The following is a 15,382-nucleotide window of genomic DNA, read 5'->3' as shown; positions in this document are numbered from 1 at the left end:
AAAAAGTACTCTTCTTCTCTTGTAAAACAAGCAAGCACTAAGTTAAATAAACAAAAAAACAGACCAATCATAGTGTTATCTGACTATAATCGGCCTGTCTAACGTAGCATTATTACGTTAAATAATATCTATAATTCTTACTATAAACCAACATTTACCCTGTTTATATCTAAAACATCTGAGATACCTTTCTCATTCATTTTTTTAAGTAGGTACTCATAACCCTTTTCTAACGCCAGATTTCTTTCTTCTTCATAAATAGGAACAAGTGTATAAATATTTATATCTCCTTGTTCAACTTGAACTTTATCTAGTCCGAATTCTTTGGGACGACATACCATTATACATGATAATTTTGTATTCGATGCAAATGGTTGTGGGGGTTCTCCATTGGGAAGAATAACTCCTTCAGCAAGCCATCCATCATAAATATGTGGAATATGAGCTACTTTCCTTAACCATTCAAGAGGCCAATAATAGTTTTTGTCCTCCATATTCTCTTTCCCAACTACCCAACTCGAAGGCAATTTCAATAACAATTCTGCATATTTAAACTCGCTTTCTTCATTTGAATAACCCATAGGTACATCACTCATACCTGTAGTTACCATAGTTACAAAATCTTTATTCATTGACGGAGAAATTATATGGATATTGACTGAAACTTTACTACCAGGAACAATCTCAATTATAGTATTTTGGATAGTTCCAAAGTATTTAGTTACATGCTCTAAGATTTCATCATGATAATCTTGATTATTATCATTTACTTCGGTTATAGTAGTATTCAATTCTTTTTGGTTCTCTAATAACTTTACAATTTCTAATTGACCCTGTTCCCTTGCAAAAGTTAATGCATCTATATCTTTCATGGATTCACCACTATATTTAACTTTTGTACCTATCCCACTCTCAATTAACAGTTTTGCAATATCAACATGCCCATTACTAATTGCACCAAACAATGGATTCCTTTCGGGCTCACTTGTGTCCATATCAGCTCCACATGACAATAAATATCTTACTATATCAATATACCCTTCAGAAGCAGCTTCGTTTAATGCTCCACCACCATATACACCACCTAACGTATTTATATTTGACCCAAGTTCTACTAGTTTTTTTACTATATCCAACTTCCCTCTAGAAGCAGCAACGTGAAGCCATGTCCCAAAAGGTGTCATCATATTTAAAAGTTCTTTATTAGAACCAATTAATTCAGCCACCTCTTCAACATTGCCATTTTTTATAGATGACCTGATTTCTTTTGCAACCTGCTTACTATCCATCTTAATTACTTCCTCCTTTTTGCAATATCTCCAAGTTTATTAAGCATTTCTAATATATCATCTCTATCTCCACCAGCATCTCTTACTTTTTTTAGGTTATCAACAACATTTCTAAGCGCTTCAATACCATGCTGACCTTTAACCCTATTGGGAGCCCAAACAAGATTTTCAAGTCCTAAAATCGGATCAATATCATATTCCTTTAATATCTCTTGCCCCTCTTTAACTAATTCTTTTTGGGCTTTTCCATTTCCCTTTTTAAATACAATATGATGCGCATGCGGATCATACATATCTTTTGGAGGATCTCCTATATTCTTTTTTAAATAAGCTCCATAATCAATTTTGTCTACATCCTTAGTAACCTTACCCGTACCCTTAACCCCACCACTCTCCAAATTCGAGATCTTACTCTGAATACTCGCCTTTGAGGCATCATGGGCTTCTTGGAATTTCCCGCTATAGTTCGTTCCAGATCTAGCGACACTTCCATCGAGCATTATTTCTACACCTTTAAAGATTGGGGATACGGAGTCCACACCTTTTGCTAGTTTAATTTCAATTATATAATACTTGTAATTTTTGTTAGCCTGAATTCACAAAAAATAATTTCTAAAAATTTACAGCATGTTTATCTATTAAAAAAGCACTCGTTGCCTTTCGTAGACAATCAAGTGCTTTAAGTTCATATGTTTTTAAGTAGCATAAATTTGTAAGATTTATAAGATCTGTAAGTTTGGTATTAACAGTACGACACCTTTTATATGTCATGACAACTACTACGTTAAAACTTACGAGTTTCTATCAGTTCGTTAGTTTAATATGCATTCCATGTGTTTTGAAGTATGCACTTTTTAATAGCCTATTCTTTTTTTCCACTGCAAATACACTTTATTTTCTATTCATCTACATATATGATTGTTACCTTTAACCAAGCACCACATTTTTTAGCATTCTCATATATAAAGTATAGTTTTAGCATTTATAAAGTTACTGTAATCCATTTCGTATATTTGCTTAATATCTTAAATTATTAATTACAACATATAAAAGTTGGTAATTAAGGATTCTTCAATCCATTAATAAAATCCTTAAAGCTATCAGCTATTTTATACGTATTTTCTTCTTCACTAGACTGTGGAAAATAAAAAGAGTGATCCCAATAATATACACCATGGTTTTCAGTATCTGTAATAAGTACAATTAACCCTGAACTCGGATCATCTCCTATGATTAAACTGGTCGGTAACATATCTTCTTCAAACTCTTCATAGCATTCACTTAAATCAAAAGTTTTTTTTACACCTATACCATACAAAACATCTAAAGGGATTTCCTGATTTAATTCTTTAACAAAAAATTTACTATACCTAACTTTCGAAGTACCTCCGTTATATTCACTTAAAAATTTTTTATAATCTTCCGGAAGTAAAAATCCTAAAAACTCTTCTAATTCTTCAATTGATTCTTCAGTTGCTTTACCAAAAGCATTTAAATTCATTTATTTCACTCCTATTTAATCTTTTAACTTCTTAGCTAATGACATTCCACCCATATGTCGAAATCTTCTATGCATCTCTTTACTAACTTCTTGCGTTGTTGTTAAATCTTGATGATGGTGCCATGTGTTTTCATCTAATTTTGGTCCATTTGGAGCTAATTCATCAGCTTTAGCAAAATCAATGTCATATCTATTAAATTCACCTATCGGAACTTCTTGTCTTACCAACCCAGCAGATTTAAAGTCGGAAAAACCACCAGGATAAGAAACTCGATTTGGAGGAATCTCCCAATCAATATAAGTCCATATTCCTTCCTCACTAATTTCGATTTTCCCACCTTTTTTCTGCCATTTTTCAGGATCTCTAGAATATAAGGGTTTAGTAGATAATTGTTCCTCTGTAAATTTCACTATTTCTGGATTTTTACCCGTACCCTTAACCCCTCCACTACCCTTAGCAAGTTGATAAGCGTCATCCTTAGCTGCCGTACTTGCCTTTGAAAACTTTCCAGCTACTTCTCCAACAGTTGAAGATTCTATATAAGGAAGCTTCATTCCTATTCCAGTATCCACCATCCTAACTGCTACTGGAATAGGAGTATTTTTCATAGCATCTAGTGTATTCTTTAAAGTCTTATTTTCCTTAAGCGATTGTACCACATTATTTCTACGCTAAAACGCAAAAAAGCACTCGTTGCCTTTAATTGACAATCAAGTGCTCTAAGTTCATCTGTTTTATAAGTAACATTAATCCGTCACTATTCTTTTTTCAATAGCCCAACTAAAGTTAGTTGATTTGGATATTTTACATATTTACTCGCTAATAATGCATTCCTTAATTTAACAGAGAATATTTTAAGATTTATTTTGCTCTTCATATTCTTTCATCTCTTCGAATTTTCTTCGCTCATTTTCATTACTCGGTTTCTTCCCTAAATATTTATATTCAAAATAATCCACTCGGTCATTCGGTCCAAAAGTAGATTGATACCATTTAGTATACCCATAATAAATTTTTAATTTCCCCTCAGATGTCACAATCACGTCAAAAGGTTTATAGACTTTGTATCAAAATTTTAAAAACCTTTTATTCAAAACCGATAACAATCCATTCATCTACAAAATCCCAAAAGTGAACATTATATTTAGGCTGACTCTTAGCTGACCAAAAAGTAGCATTGTTATTCTTACAATTTTCATAATCTATAGCTATGTAGCTCCCCATACCATTACTAAAGAATCCAAAAGATGTTTTTAAATTAATCTTTATAGGTTCTTCCAATTCATCTATAATCCCCCACTCTAAGTCATCATCCCCAAAGTAAGTTATAGCTTCTAATGGCATCAATCCCATCGATTCACTTGTGTAATCATAAAATCCATTATGAACATTTTCATAAAAGTCCCTAATAGATTCAGGAATTTCTCTCCATGAAGATTCTAATTCCTCATTATTAAAACTATCTTTAGGATTTCTTCCTTCATAATATAAATCTTCTCCACCTTGATTTTTTATTGTATACAAGATTGAATAGGTGTCCTCACTTATCATCAGTTCAATATCCTCAAGGTATTCTGATAAGTAAGCAATAGTATTAGATAAATTATTATCTACATATTTTTTCCATATACTTAAAATTTTCTTGATTCTCTTTTCTCTATTATGTTCACTAAATACTTCCACCCATAAATCAGGAATTAAAGATGCATTTATATTCTTAAATTCATTTGCATTAATCAATTGAATATCTTCATTATACTCTCTTAATATATCTAACTTAGAACTCATTTTTCCCCATCCTTTTTAATATTATTTTATATTATTCTTTTTTAAAATCATCAATTTGTTTTTGCAATATTCTTTCAAGCTGTTTTTCTCTTGTAATTATCTTGCTCCTAAAGTCAAGACTAACTTCTATCTCATCTGGTGTTCCCTTTTTATAATGTGTACATTCTTCATACGATTTAGATTGCTTTGAAGTGTTTGCAGATTTACTTAATCCTGTAAAGTTTTCTGGGTTATTTAATACTTCTAACTGTTGTTTTTTTGTTAAATTACCAAAACCATCCATACTTGCAATTCTGTCCATAGACACAATATGATCTGCTTCTAGTGAACCTATAAAAGTTTTTCCAGGAAGAGCCTGATCCTCTGTTTCTATCTTTTTATTGTGGCCTTTATTTACTTGTTTTCTTATTTTTGCTGTCGGTGTTTTTTTTCTTAATGCTTCATATTCTTCATCTGTAATCTTTCTCTCACCGTACCTAGGAGGAATTCCACTATCCCCCGTACCCTTAACCCCACCACTCTCCAAATTCGAGATCCTACTCTGAATACTCGCTTTTTAGGCATCATGGGCTTCTTGGAATTTCCCGCTATAGTTCGTTCCAGATCTAACGACACTTCCATCTGGCATTATTTCTACACCTTTAGCGAATGGGGTTACGGAGTCCACACCTTTTGCTAATGTATTTTCAATTATATAATACTAGGAATTTATGTTAGCCTTAATTCATAAAAAATTACTTTTTATAAATTTAATCCAAGTTTCTCGTTACCACATTTCTATATTATAACATTAACTCAATCGTATCTTTTAAAGCTTCATTTACATTAATAGCCTTTTAAATAAAAAAACTGAAAGAGGATTTATCCACCTTCCAGTTTCTTCGTTCATTATTCTATCGGCCCCATAAATTGAGTAATTAAATAAACATGCTCGATAAGTTTGACTTTTTGTAAGTTTTCTACTTTTTCTGGTCCACCTAGTGCAAGTAAAGGTGTGTAACCAAAACATTCATCTATTTCAAGCTTTCCGTATTTATTTAATGCCTGTTGATAATGCTTCCAATCCAATACTTTCTCTAAAAAATAATCATCTTTCGTATTTATAAAGAAAAACTTGAATTTTCCAGCTACTACATCTACCGTACCTTTTCGATACTTAAGTAATAATAAATAGTTATTTTCCCACACAAGAATATCTCCCATACCTGTTGTAAAAATTGGGATAGCTTCTTCATAACGGATATAACTTTCCTTTAATATATCTAAATATTTTTCTGGGTTTATTGCTCTTAAGTATCCATTTAACATACTCCCAAACCCATAGCATTTCCATAAATCTATTATTTGATTTGGAACTTTCCCTGTATACTTTTCAATAACCTCTGTTGATGGTTTTTCGAAAGATATAAAATCATTTATATTTTCCATAGTATCCCCCTACTCCGATTTCAATCTAACATTAAGATATGTCAATTTTTTTCTTCCTCTGATAAGGTGTCAGCAACTCGTCTAATTTCCTTATCCACATTACCAATCCTGCTTTTCCACTGCGAACCTATTGATGAATTAATTCTAGAATCACCCATGCCAGTTATTTTTAATGGATTTCCACCCGCAATTTGATCTGGGTCATGTAATGCAGCTTTATCCTTTATCCACTTTAAAGCTTGCTCTTCTGCTTCCCTAAATGAAAAACCTTCTTCCATAAATTCATCAATTTTATCTTGCACAGCTTGTTTTCGTGTTAATCTTTGAGCTGAATTTGCTTGTTTTGATCTCCCATATTTTAAAAATTGGTTCCGATTCTAAATAAACTCATAAACTGTCAATTTTCCCAGTCCATCTTCTTGGTTTTTTAATTGTCGTATAAACTCATCTTCATTATGTTTCCGATTACGTTTAAATTCGATTCCAATTTCGTCAGTACGCGAGCTATTATTACCCACTCCGCTAGTTTTATTACTTCCTTCTAATTTACTATGCCCATGAGCAAGTTGATAAGCGTCATCCTTAGTTACCGTACTTGCCTTTGAAAACTTTCCAGTTACTTCTCCAACAGTTGAAGGAAGCTTCACTCCTATTCCAGTATCCACCATCCTAACCGTTACTGGAATAGGAGTATTTTTCATAGCATCTAGTGCATTCTTTAAAGTCTTATTTTCCCTAGGCGATTGTACCACATTATTTCTACGCTAAAACACAAAAAAGCACTTGTTGCCTCAAATAGACAATCAAGTGCTTTAAGTTTCATCTGTTTTTAAGCAGCATAAATTTGTAAGTTTTGTAGTAACAGTATGACACCGTTTATATGTGGTAACAAGTACTAAGTTAAAACTTACGAGTTTGTACGAGTTCGTTAGTTTTATGTCCATTCCATGTCTTTATATTCGTCGCACAGTAAAATGCCATCTCGCCTAAGCTCGTACTTCGTTTTCTATTCTATCATTGCACACAGTACTCTATGATGGTACAACCATCATGGAGTACGTACTTTCTAACAGCCTATTATTTTCCTGTACACTTCATAATATGTTTTAAATTAATTACAGCCAATACTTTGTCACTCCTGTATGCAAATGCTGTAACCTTTATAAGTCACTAAATCTATCTTTAAATTCCTTTTACGCAGCTAAACATTTAACTTTTCAAAAATTTAAGATACTTAGTATTCTTCGGATTCCCAAAACATCTACCTTCTGATTTTGTATTGGCAATGCTAAAAAATTCTTTTGCGGTTTCTAAATCATCTAATTCAAAAGCAACTTTCCCTGCAATAAATTCCTTGTCACCGGAATCTATACGTGCAAATCCAGTTAAAAATATTTTATCTGCCCACTCCTTTGCTTTTTTTAAATCATTTACCATAAAACAAGTAGAGATAATATCCTTAACTAAATGGTAACTCTCTTCACAATAAATACCTTTAGGATTAGGTATTATATCCCATGCCTCTTCTAATAACACAATAGAATCATTATAGTTACCATTATTAAATTGTTCATTACTTTTTTCCAAAAGACTTTCAAATTCTTCTTTTATAGGTGATTGTAAAATAGCCATATTTATCCTCCTCAAATCATATCCTTAATCAATTCAAAATACTTTTCATCCTCATTATAATAGAGTTTATAGCCTTCTAAAATGTAAGCTCTTAACAAATACTCCTTAGCTTTATCAAGCTCTCCACACTCGAATAAACTCTCTCCAAGTCTCAGTAAAATAAATGGATTTGAAATACCATCCGGACAATTTAGTGCATTATATAAATTACTTTTTGCTTTCTCATACTCACGATTTAAAAAATAAGTATCTCCTAATGCTGTATAAATCCATGTACTTGTTTCCCAATCGGTCTTCGGCAACGGAACCAAATCCAGAGCAGCTATATAACTCTCTATTGCCTTATCATCTTTCCCTTTTTCAATAAAAGCATTTCCCTCATTACATAATTTTACAATTCGATCATACACTTGATCGTTGAGTTCCAATATAAACCCCTCCCAATAATCATTTATTTGGTGACAAGTAGGTTTCATTTAACTTTGCACCTGCGGATCGATTTAACCTATAATGATCTAATACATAATTATTGGAGTCTAACATCCATTCTCTAACTTCTGGGGACTTCGCTCCATAATATCTACCTGTACTGTTCCACCATGAAACTGCATCTGTTAAATGAGCCATATCTGCTTGATCTATTGGATACCATTTATTATCACTTGCCATAAATTCTATTTCACCATCACGTGTTGTACGGATTTTTGGTGGAATTTCATTTTCCATTCTTTCCATTACTTCTTTACCCGTTTTGGAGCCTTTTCCAGGCGTATTCTCCATATATTCCAAGCGTTTTGTTATGCTACTTGGTTCAGGTAAACCCACTTCTTTATTACTTGCGTAACCCCCATCTGGTCGGTGCCATTTTCCATTTACATCTTGATAATAACCTTTAGGAGTTTCACCCGTACCCTTAACCCCACCACTCTCCAAATTCGAGATCCTACTCTGAATACTCGCCTTTGAGGCATCATGGGCTTCTTGGAGTTTCCCGCTATAGTTCGTTCCAGATCTAACGACACTTCCATCTGGCATGATTTCTACACCTTTAGCGAATGGGGTTACGGAGTCCACACCTTTTGCTAATGTATTTCCAATTATATAATACTAGTAATTTGGGTTAGCCTTAATTCACAAAAATAATTTTTATAAATTTATAGCATGCTTATCTATTAAAAAAGCACTTGTTGCCTTCAGTAGACAATCAAGTGCTTTAAATTTATATGTTTTTAAGTAGTATTAAATTTGTAAGTTTTTTAGTAACAGTTCGACAGCCTTACATGTTGTGACAAATCCTAGGTAAAACTTACAAGTTTATATAAATGCATTCTACTTGTAGTTATTGCTTAATAAATATAGAATACATTGTTTTATTCTCCTATTAACTTCTTCCTCATTTTATGTGTTTCTAAATCTGCTAATCTAACAGGAATAGGTAAATGACTCTCATTATTAATACAGTTCATAACAATTTCAGTACTTGTATCTAAATCAATCCAGTTCCCACAAGAAACAAAAATAGGTTAAACACTTTGTCGTACTTAAAGTTCAACCATAGATTTCTATTGTTCATCCTTAAATTTCAATTGTGAAATGAGACTTTCTAAACTATTAGTTATTCGTTTATACTCATTTAATTCAAAATCTTCAACTAAAATTTCACCTGTATTGTTGTCTAGCACTATTAACATGCCATTTGATTCAAAACCAATTGGGATAAATTTAAAAATATCCTCTTTAGATTCTGCATAGTCTTTGACAAGTGAAATAAAATAATCTGGTTCAATCCCTGGAATAACGGGGTGCAAATTAATATTATAAGAAGAAACCCATCCCGTTAATTCTAAAAACCAATATGAATTGAAATACTGCTTCACCGAATCATGTAACTGAACGTTATATTGACTTTCAATTTCATCAAAGGAAAATTCCACTCCCTTCTCTATTGGTTTCCAAGGAATATATCCATATTCATCTTCTTCACCCGAATATATAAATTCATCTACATCTTCATTCCATGCTATTTGCGGTAAGGAATTGTTGTACTCCATCCATTTATCTATAAATTTTTCAAAATAGTCTTTCATAATCTCTTTCATATTAGAAATCACTCCTTAATAAGTTTCTGTAGTAACTCTGAATAAATTTTATCTTTCCCCCATATCCCTGCCTCTTTTTCTATATTATGAATTCCACCGGAGCCTGGGTGTAGTTTTTGGGGCACTGGAAATGCTTGTCCACCTCCACCAATATGATGATGAACTAATTTGTCCCCCCTAACACCTTTAACATCATATTGAGAGAAGTATTCCCTAAACACCTTATCATTAACAGGACTATCAGTAAAAGGATTCCTACCTTCTATTATTGCTCTATTATTCGGGCTGAATGCTTCTGGATGTCGATCAAGGAGTTCACTCCAAAAATACTTTAAATCACGTCTCCATCCTTCTGCATTAGTGTACTTTTCGCCTTTCCCAACAAAAGGCATCTCAACGACTGTACGTTGATCCGCAATATAAACTGGATCTATATTTTGAAGTTCTACACCACGATATGTTCTAATAGGATTATCAATATCACCCGTACCCTTAGCCACACTACCTTCCTTACTAACTCCTGAACCACCACTACCCTTAGCAAGTTGATAAGCGTCATCCTTAGCTGCCGTACTTGCCTTTGAAAACTTTCCAGCTACTTCTCCAACAGTTGAAGATTCTACATAAGGAATCCTCACTCCTATTCCAGTATCCACCATCCTAACTGCTACTGGAATAGGAGTATTTTTCATAGCATCTAGTGCATTCTTTAAAGTCTTATTTTCCCTAGGCGATTGTACCACATTATTTCTACACTAAAACAAAAAAAGCACTTGTTGCCTGTAATCGACAATCAAGTACTTTAAGTTAATATATTTTTAAGTATCGCTAATTTTGTAAGTTTTGTAGTACAGTTTGACACCTTTTATATATCGTGGCAACTACTACGTTAAAACTTACGAGTTTGTACGAGTTCGTTAGTTTTATGTCCATCTCATGTGTTTATATTCACCACCATGTAAAATGTCATATCGCCTAAGCTCGTACTTCGTTTTCTATTCTATCATTGCACACAATACTCCATGATGGTACAACCATCATGAAGTATTTACTTTTTAACAGCTTATTCTTATTCTTATTCTTATTCTTTTTCGTTTACTTGTCTTATGTGAATTCTTTAATTTCTAACCCTAATTGTCTATACCTTTCAATACTAATTAACCCTCAAATTATAGATTTCCTGCTAACATTAAAAGGATCTACGTTATTTTCCTCTAACAAATCTTCAAATTTTTCTGTTCCGTATTTTACAAAACATTCATATTCCGACTGGGAAATAAAGAATGCTAACAAAATTTTACCATCTTGATCTTCACTTCCAGTACGTACATCACCATATTCTTCTGGAAAAGCGAATGGTTCAGTAAAGTAAACTGCACTTTTATTATATTTTTGAACAAATGATTTATCAATACTTTCAATACCACTAATTGCTGTTCCTCGTCCTATTTCTATTCCATTACCTATACAATAAAATAAAGCACTTGCAAGGATATACCCTGTACTATTAAATGCCCCATCAACTACCATTGAAATTTCAACATTATCCCCTACTATTTCTTCATATTTACTGAGTCCAAGTGTATTAAAAACTAAACATTCTTCAAATACATTTTCATATTTTAAAATTTGCATACTCGGAAGCTCTTCATTATTTTTAAAAACCTCTCGGTCTATTGGATCACCTAAATATTTACTATAATGGTCATAATAAAGCTCTCCGTAATTTATCATTCTTTTATCTCCCCTTTATATGTTCCTTCTATTCCTTCAAATTTATGACTTATATTACATTCATGACATTGAACCCTTAGTCGAGCATTATATTCATCCAATACTTCTTTTCGTGTTGGTTTTACTTCACCTGTTTTCATACTTACAACTCTTTCTGCCCAAGTATCTGGATAATGATCTAAGTCATATCCAATTCTTTTTACTGGTCCATTTTTAGTATTAATGGTAATACTATCTGGAATATCTTTTCCGCACGTGGGACAAATCATTTTTCCTGATGCATTTTTTGGTGCTTCACTTTCTGCTTTAACACGAGTACCTTTTCTAAAACTACTTCTCTTATACAAACTATCAGTTTTTTTAACTTTTGTACTACCTTCACCCGTACCCTATGTTGTAATCTTAAACCCTCACAATAAAAAAGCAAACCATGTAAACCCTTATTAAACTACTTCTTTTTCTTCCACTACTGGCAACTCATAAGCTGTTTTATATTTCATCATGCCATATACAATGTTTACAAGCCTTCTCATAATACATACCAATGCTTGTCCTTTTGTTTTTCCCTCTTTAAGTTTCTTTTGATAGTATGCATGAAACACTGGGTTTCTAGGTAACTTACTTCCTTTCGCTACTTGCACTTGCTGTACTGCTAAATTATAAAATAAAGCGTGTAGCGCCCTGTTTCCTTGTTTGCTTTTGTGTATCTTACCTTTCCCACCAGAACCAAAGTAAACAGGCGCAATCCCCGCAAATCGTGCTAATTTATTGGCATTTGGAAATCGCCTTACATCCCCAATTTCTGCAATTAATGCTGATGCCGTTACAAGTTCTATTCCCGGCATCGTCTCTAATTGATAATCTAGTAGATTTACTAACCGTTTTAATTCTCTTTCGATGTATTTCATTTCCTTCTTTTTAAACTCAATATCCCGTACAATACTTCTTACTAAAAAGTCTCGTGTTTCTTGATACTCTTTCATTGTTTGTCCATCTTCTTTTACAAGTTTTAATATGTCGCTTGCTTTCTTTACTGAACATGTATTGTTGCTAACATCTAATAAAAAAGCTGTTAATTGCTTTATATTCGCACCCTCTAAACAAAAGGGTGACGGATACTGCTGCCAAAATGCTAATGCTGTTTTTCCATCTAACTCTGAGAAAAACTTTTTATAACTTGGATAATGGTGGTTTAATTGAATATGTAATTGGTTCTTTAACGCACTTTGTGCTTTTACTAATGCATTCCTTGTTGAAACTAGTTGTTGTATCGACCAAAATAAATCGTTTGGCTTTGCATCTGGTAATTGATTTAACTTATTTATTAGTATACGGGCTACGCATTCCGCATCCCAACTATCACTTTTTTGTGTCGTCACATGGCTTTTTCGCTCTAAAAATGATAAAGCTGGATTTCCTTCTTTCACTACTTGTTCATGATCTACTAAATATTTCGCTAACGCTCTTCCATAACCACCAACATCCTCTAAACCAAATACAACAGTTATCCCAGCACTCACATATGTCTCTACTTCTAATAAAAACTTCGAAAATGCAGATGGTTTATTATCAAATTGTATTTCTCCTAATTTTTCTTGCCAACAATTAATCATAACAGCCGTATGATGCTCCTTATGTAAATCTACTCCTACATACAAATAGTTCTGTCTATTATGCATAACTCATCCCTCTATTCAATGATTTAGTCATATATAAAAACGTCGGCAACCTTAGTTCGAGCGTTCATCTTCCGATGCGCATAGGTACGCAAGCCTATCCATTTTCATAATTTCATAAGTACATATAGTAAAATGAGTGATTTTTTTAAGTACGACTATTATATAATTGCTGGATGTTTACCGTTTGTTTGTATTTGCCCGTATGTATATATCCCTCGATAAAAACTCTCTCGGTCTAACATGCGTTTCACTTGTACTTTCGTAAATTGTTTTCCTTTCTCTGTACGATAACCTTCCCTATTCAGTCGTTCTGCCAATTGAGTCAGCGACCAATGTTTAAAAAAGTGTCTTAACTCAAATAGTCTACGTACAACCACTGCTTTCTCCGTATCTACTTCTAACACCTTTTGTTCTTTCTTTACTCTATAACCAAACATCACACCGCCCCCCGCATATCCACCTTGTTCTGCTTTCTTCTTTCTGCCTCGACTTAGCTTTAATGCAATCTCAAGACGTTGATATTGATCTAATAGCTCTAACATACCATTTACTAAAAAGTCATTTGGGTCATGCGTGTATATACTATAATTTGGTTGTTCAATTGCTTTCACATCTACCTTGTGTTTCTTTAGCTCTCGTTGTATTAACACTTTTGCCATATCAGAGCGCCATAACCGAGATGTATTTAGTACAATAACTTTGCTCACTTGATGATATGCCATATCCGACAATAGCTCTTGTAGACCTTCACGTTCAACTGTTAATCCATCTTCATCTACTTTCGCTCCGCTGATTCCTTTATCTTCGTATATGTGAAGCAGTTGTAGTTTATTTTCGATGCAGTACCGTTCAATTTCTTCTACTTGATACGTTAGGCTATACCCTTCACGCACTTGTCCTTCCGTTGAAACTCGTACATAACCAACTACTTTCTCTCCCATATTGAGCCCCTTCCCGTTACAGCAATTACAATCCCTGTAACGTTTACCCGTTTTTTGCGGATAACGTGTGCATAACGTCCATCCGTTAAAACGTACTTTACGATGATTTCCAAAAATAATACAACCCTTTATTTTTTCCTCTACTATCGTCGTACGCTGTACATAGCCATTACAATCTATAAAACAACAATAAAAATTTAACACTTAATACACTTATAAAATTATAATGCTCTTTTAAATTTCTACGCTTAAACGCAAAAAAGCACTTGTTGCCTTTAATTGACAATCAAGTGCTTTAAGTTCATATGTTTTTAAGTAACATAAGTTTGTAAGTTTTGTAGTAACAGTATGACACCTTTTGTATGTCGTGACAACTACTACGTTAAAACTTACGAGTTTGTACGAGTCCGTTAGTTTCATGTCCATTCCATGTCTTTATATTCGTCGCACAGTAAAATGTCATCTCTCCTAAGCTCGTAATTCTTTTTCTATTCTATCATTGCACATAATACTCCATGACGGTACAACCATCATGAAGTACGTATTTTCAAACACTCTATTTTTTTCTCTCCACACCACATATACTTTATTTTCATTGATCTTTTTATGAATTATTGTATATTTAACTTTAGCAATACAAACATTGACATATCTGCAAATGAATTAGTAAGTGTAAGTTATTAAAACTAATCCTATATATCCATTCGCATAGGAGTAAAACACTTGCTTCTTCTATTATTGGACAGGGCCCATAAACTCAGTAATAATTAGAATATGTTCCTTCAATTTCACCTTTTTTAAATTCTCTACTTTTTCTTCTCCACCAAGCCCTAGTAAAGGTGTATAACCAAAACATTCTTCATACTCTGGTTCATTATATTGTTTTATTGCCTCTGGATAAGGTAACCAACCTAATGCCCTTTGTTTAAATGCTTCTTCCTCTAAAAATCTAATAAACAAGGAGAATTTTGAGGCTAACACTTTTGTTTTACCTTTCCGATAGTTAATCATAACTATATACGACTCTTGATTTTCATCTTTCTCAAAAATTATAATATCACCTAGGGATGTAGTAAAAATAGGAATCGTTCCTTTACTCCTTAAGTATGTGTCACTTACTAAAGAACTAAAATCATCCGGATTTATTACTTTTAAATAGCCATCCATAAAAGTCCCATAGCCATAAATTCTCCATGCTTCAATCAATTCTTTAGGAAGGTATTCTTTATACTTATTTATTGTAGACTCTTCTACTTTACTATTTTTTTTAAAATCACTATAAATACTCAA

At 32.9% G+C, this 15,382-nt stretch carries 16 protein-coding genes and 4 pseudogenes; all 20 read right to left on the bottom strand.

Annotated features, from left to right (window positions below; genetic code table 11):
* Positions 1 to 140: 140 nt before the first annotated feature.
* The 20 genes and pseudogenes from B9A45_RS13210 to B9A45_RS13090 all read right to left on the bottom strand — a co-directional run bounded on the left by B9A45_RS13210 (position 141) and on the right by B9A45_RS13090 (position 15,382).
* Complete coding sequence (locus B9A45_RS13210; protein WP_084064117.1) at positions 141 to 1,289, bottom strand: suppressor of fused domain protein; 1,149 nt, start codon at positions 1,287 to 1,289, stop codon at positions 141 to 143.
* A gap of 5 nt (positions 1,290 to 1,294) precedes the next feature.
* A complete protein-coding gene (locus B9A45_RS32665) occupies positions 1,295 to 1,828 on the bottom strand; it encodes an AHH domain-containing protein (RefSeq protein WP_097919499.1) in 534 nt (177 codons plus the stop codon).
* 521 nt (positions 1,829 to 2,349) lie between these two features.
* Positions 2,350 to 2,790, bottom strand: a complete 441-nt coding sequence (locus B9A45_RS13195) for an SMI1/KNR4 family protein (RefSeq protein ID WP_001052204.1) — start codon at positions 2,788 to 2,790, stop codon at positions 2,350 to 2,352.
* Between the two features lie 15 nt (positions 2,791 to 2,805).
* The gene (locus B9A45_RS32660; RefSeq protein ID WP_340637830.1) at positions 2,806 to 3,399 is read right to left on the bottom strand and encodes an HNH endonuclease; all 594 of its coding nucleotides are present in this window, start codon (positions 3,397 to 3,399) and stop codon (positions 2,806 to 2,808) included.
* A gap of 246 nt (positions 3,400 to 3,645) precedes the next feature.
* A pseudogene (locus B9A45_RS13185) lies at positions 3,646 to 3,840 on the bottom strand (immunity protein YezG family protein); the annotation flags it as partial.
* A gap of 37 nt (positions 3,841 to 3,877) precedes the next feature.
* The gene (locus tag B9A45_RS13180; protein ID WP_000095661.1) at positions 3,878 to 4,579 is read right to left on the bottom strand and encodes an SMI1/KNR4 family protein; all 702 of its coding nucleotides are present in this window, start codon (positions 4,577 to 4,579) and stop codon (positions 3,878 to 3,880) included.
* A gap of 493 nt (positions 4,580 to 5,072) precedes the next feature.
* Positions 5,073 to 5,246: pseudogene (locus tag B9A45_RS33210) on the bottom strand (hypothetical protein); the annotation flags it as partial.
* Positions 5,247 to 5,467: 221 nt separating this feature from the next.
* Positions 5,468 to 6,007, bottom strand: coding sequence for a T6SS immunity protein Tdi1 domain-containing protein (locus tag B9A45_RS13170; RefSeq protein ID WP_084064114.1), 540 nt, complete (start codon positions 6,005 to 6,007; stop codon positions 5,468 to 5,470).
* A 9-nt stretch (positions 6,008 to 6,016) separates the two neighbouring features.
* Positions 6,017 to 6,762, bottom strand: a pseudogene (locus tag B9A45_RS33205) (polymorphic toxin type 15 domain-containing protein); the annotation flags it as partial.
* 454 nt (positions 6,763 to 7,216) lie between these two features.
* Complete coding sequence (locus B9A45_RS13155; RefSeq protein ID WP_084064113.1) at positions 7,217 to 7,639, bottom strand: hypothetical protein; 423 nt, start codon at positions 7,637 to 7,639, stop codon at positions 7,217 to 7,219.
* 11 nt (positions 7,640 to 7,650) lie between these two features.
* Entirely contained in the window at positions 7,651 to 8,067 is a 417-nt protein-coding gene (locus B9A45_RS13150) for a hypothetical protein (RefSeq protein ID WP_084064112.1), read from the bottom strand.
* 19 nt (positions 8,068 to 8,086) lie between these two features.
* Positions 8,087 to 8,713 carry a GH-E family nuclease gene (locus B9A45_RS32645; RefSeq protein ID WP_084064111.1) on the bottom strand — a complete coding sequence of 209 codons (627 nt, stop codon included), beginning with the start codon at positions 8,711 to 8,713 and terminating at the stop codon, positions 8,087 to 8,089.
* 296 nt (positions 8,714 to 9,009) lie between these two features.
* A pseudogene (locus B9A45_RS33200) lies at positions 9,010 to 9,174 on the bottom strand (endonuclease V); the annotation flags it as partial.
* A gap of 27 nt (positions 9,175 to 9,201) precedes the next feature.
* Entirely contained in the window at positions 9,202 to 9,738 is a 537-nt protein-coding gene (locus tag B9A45_RS13135) for a SecY-interacting protein Syd (RefSeq protein ID WP_084064110.1), read from the bottom strand.
* Between the two features lie 8 nt (positions 9,739 to 9,746).
* Positions 9,747 to 10,430, bottom strand: coding sequence for a hypothetical protein (locus B9A45_RS32165; RefSeq protein WP_256891707.1), 684 nt, complete (start codon positions 10,428 to 10,430; stop codon positions 9,747 to 9,749).
* 472 nt (positions 10,431 to 10,902) lie between these two features.
* Complete coding sequence (locus B9A45_RS13120) at positions 10,903 to 11,472, bottom strand: suppressor of fused domain protein (protein WP_000611567.1); 570 nt, start codon at positions 11,470 to 11,472, stop codon at positions 10,903 to 10,905.
* A complete protein-coding gene (locus B9A45_RS13115) occupies positions 11,469 to 11,819 on the bottom strand; it encodes a GH-E family nuclease (protein ID WP_223153415.1) in 351 nt (116 codons plus the stop codon). Before B9A45_RS13115 ends, B9A45_RS13120 begins: the two co-directional genes overlap by 4 nt.
* Before the next feature lie 96 nt (positions 11,820 to 11,915).
* Positions 11,916 to 13,151 (bottom strand): IS110 family RNA-guided transposase, encoded by a 1,236-nt coding sequence (locus B9A45_RS13110; protein WP_084064109.1) that lies wholly within the window; start codon positions 13,149 to 13,151, stop codon positions 11,916 to 11,918.
* A gap of 158 nt (positions 13,152 to 13,309) precedes the next feature.
* Positions 13,310 to 14,092, bottom strand: a complete 783-nt coding sequence (locus B9A45_RS13105; RefSeq protein WP_046392896.1) for a recombinase family protein — start codon at positions 14,090 to 14,092, stop codon at positions 13,310 to 13,312.
* Positions 14,093 to 14,827: 735 nt separating this feature from the next.
* On the bottom strand, positions 14,828 to 15,382 hold the full coding sequence (locus tag B9A45_RS13090; protein WP_050821999.1) for a T6SS immunity protein Tdi1 domain-containing protein: 555 nt from the start codon (positions 15,380 to 15,382) through the stop codon (positions 14,828 to 14,830).

The sequence above is a fragment of the Bacillus sp. JKS001846 genome, assembly GCF_900176455.1.
GTDB classification, from domain to species: Bacteria; Bacillota; Bacilli; order Bacillales; family Bacillaceae_G; genus Bacillus_A; species Bacillus_A cereus.
Note: the sequence above shows the minus strand (reverse complement) of the source record. Positions and strands in the feature narration are given on the sequence as shown.

Excerpts from the sequence above, each read along its gene's own strand:
- B9A45_RS13120 (WP_000611567.1), bottom strand. The coding sequence starts at position 11,472 with ATGATAAATTACGGAGAGCTTTATTATGACCATTATAGTAAATATTTA.
- B9A45_RS13170 (WP_084064114.1), bottom strand. The coding sequence starts at position 6,007 with ATGGAAAATATAAATGATTTTATATCTTTCGAAAAACCATCAACAGAG.
- B9A45_RS32165 (WP_256891707.1), bottom strand. The coding sequence starts at position 10,430 with ATGAAAAATACTCCTATTCCAGTAGCAGTTAGGATGGTGGATACTGGA.
- B9A45_RS13135 (WP_084064110.1), bottom strand. The coding sequence starts at position 9,738 with ATGAAAGAGATTATGAAAGACTATTTTGAAAAATTTATAGATAAATGG.
- B9A45_RS13110 (WP_084064109.1), bottom strand. The coding sequence starts at position 13,151 with ATGCATAATAGACAGAACTATTTGTATGTAGGAGTAGATTTACATAAG.
- B9A45_RS13155 (WP_084064113.1), bottom strand. The coding sequence starts at position 7,639 with ATGGCTATTTTACAATCACCTATAAAAGAAGAATTTGAAAGTCTTTTG.
- B9A45_RS13210 (WP_084064117.1), bottom strand. The coding sequence starts at position 1,289 with ATGGATAGTAAGCAGGTTGCAAAAGAAATCAGGTCATCTATAAAAAAT.
- B9A45_RS13105 (WP_046392896.1), bottom strand. The coding sequence starts at position 14,092 with ATGGGAGAGAAAGTAGTTGGTTATGTACGAGTTTCAACGGAAGGACAA.
- B9A45_RS13180 (WP_000095661.1), bottom strand. The coding sequence starts at position 4,579 with ATGAGTTCTAAGTTAGATATATTAAGAGAGTATAATGAAGATATTCAA.
- B9A45_RS13195 (WP_001052204.1), bottom strand. The coding sequence starts at position 2,790 with ATGAATTTAAATGCTTTTGGTAAAGCAACTGAAGAATCAATTGAAGAA.
- B9A45_RS32660 (WP_340637830.1), bottom strand. The coding sequence starts at position 3,399 with ATGAAAAATACTCCTATTCCAGTAGCAGTTAGGATGGTGGATACTGGA.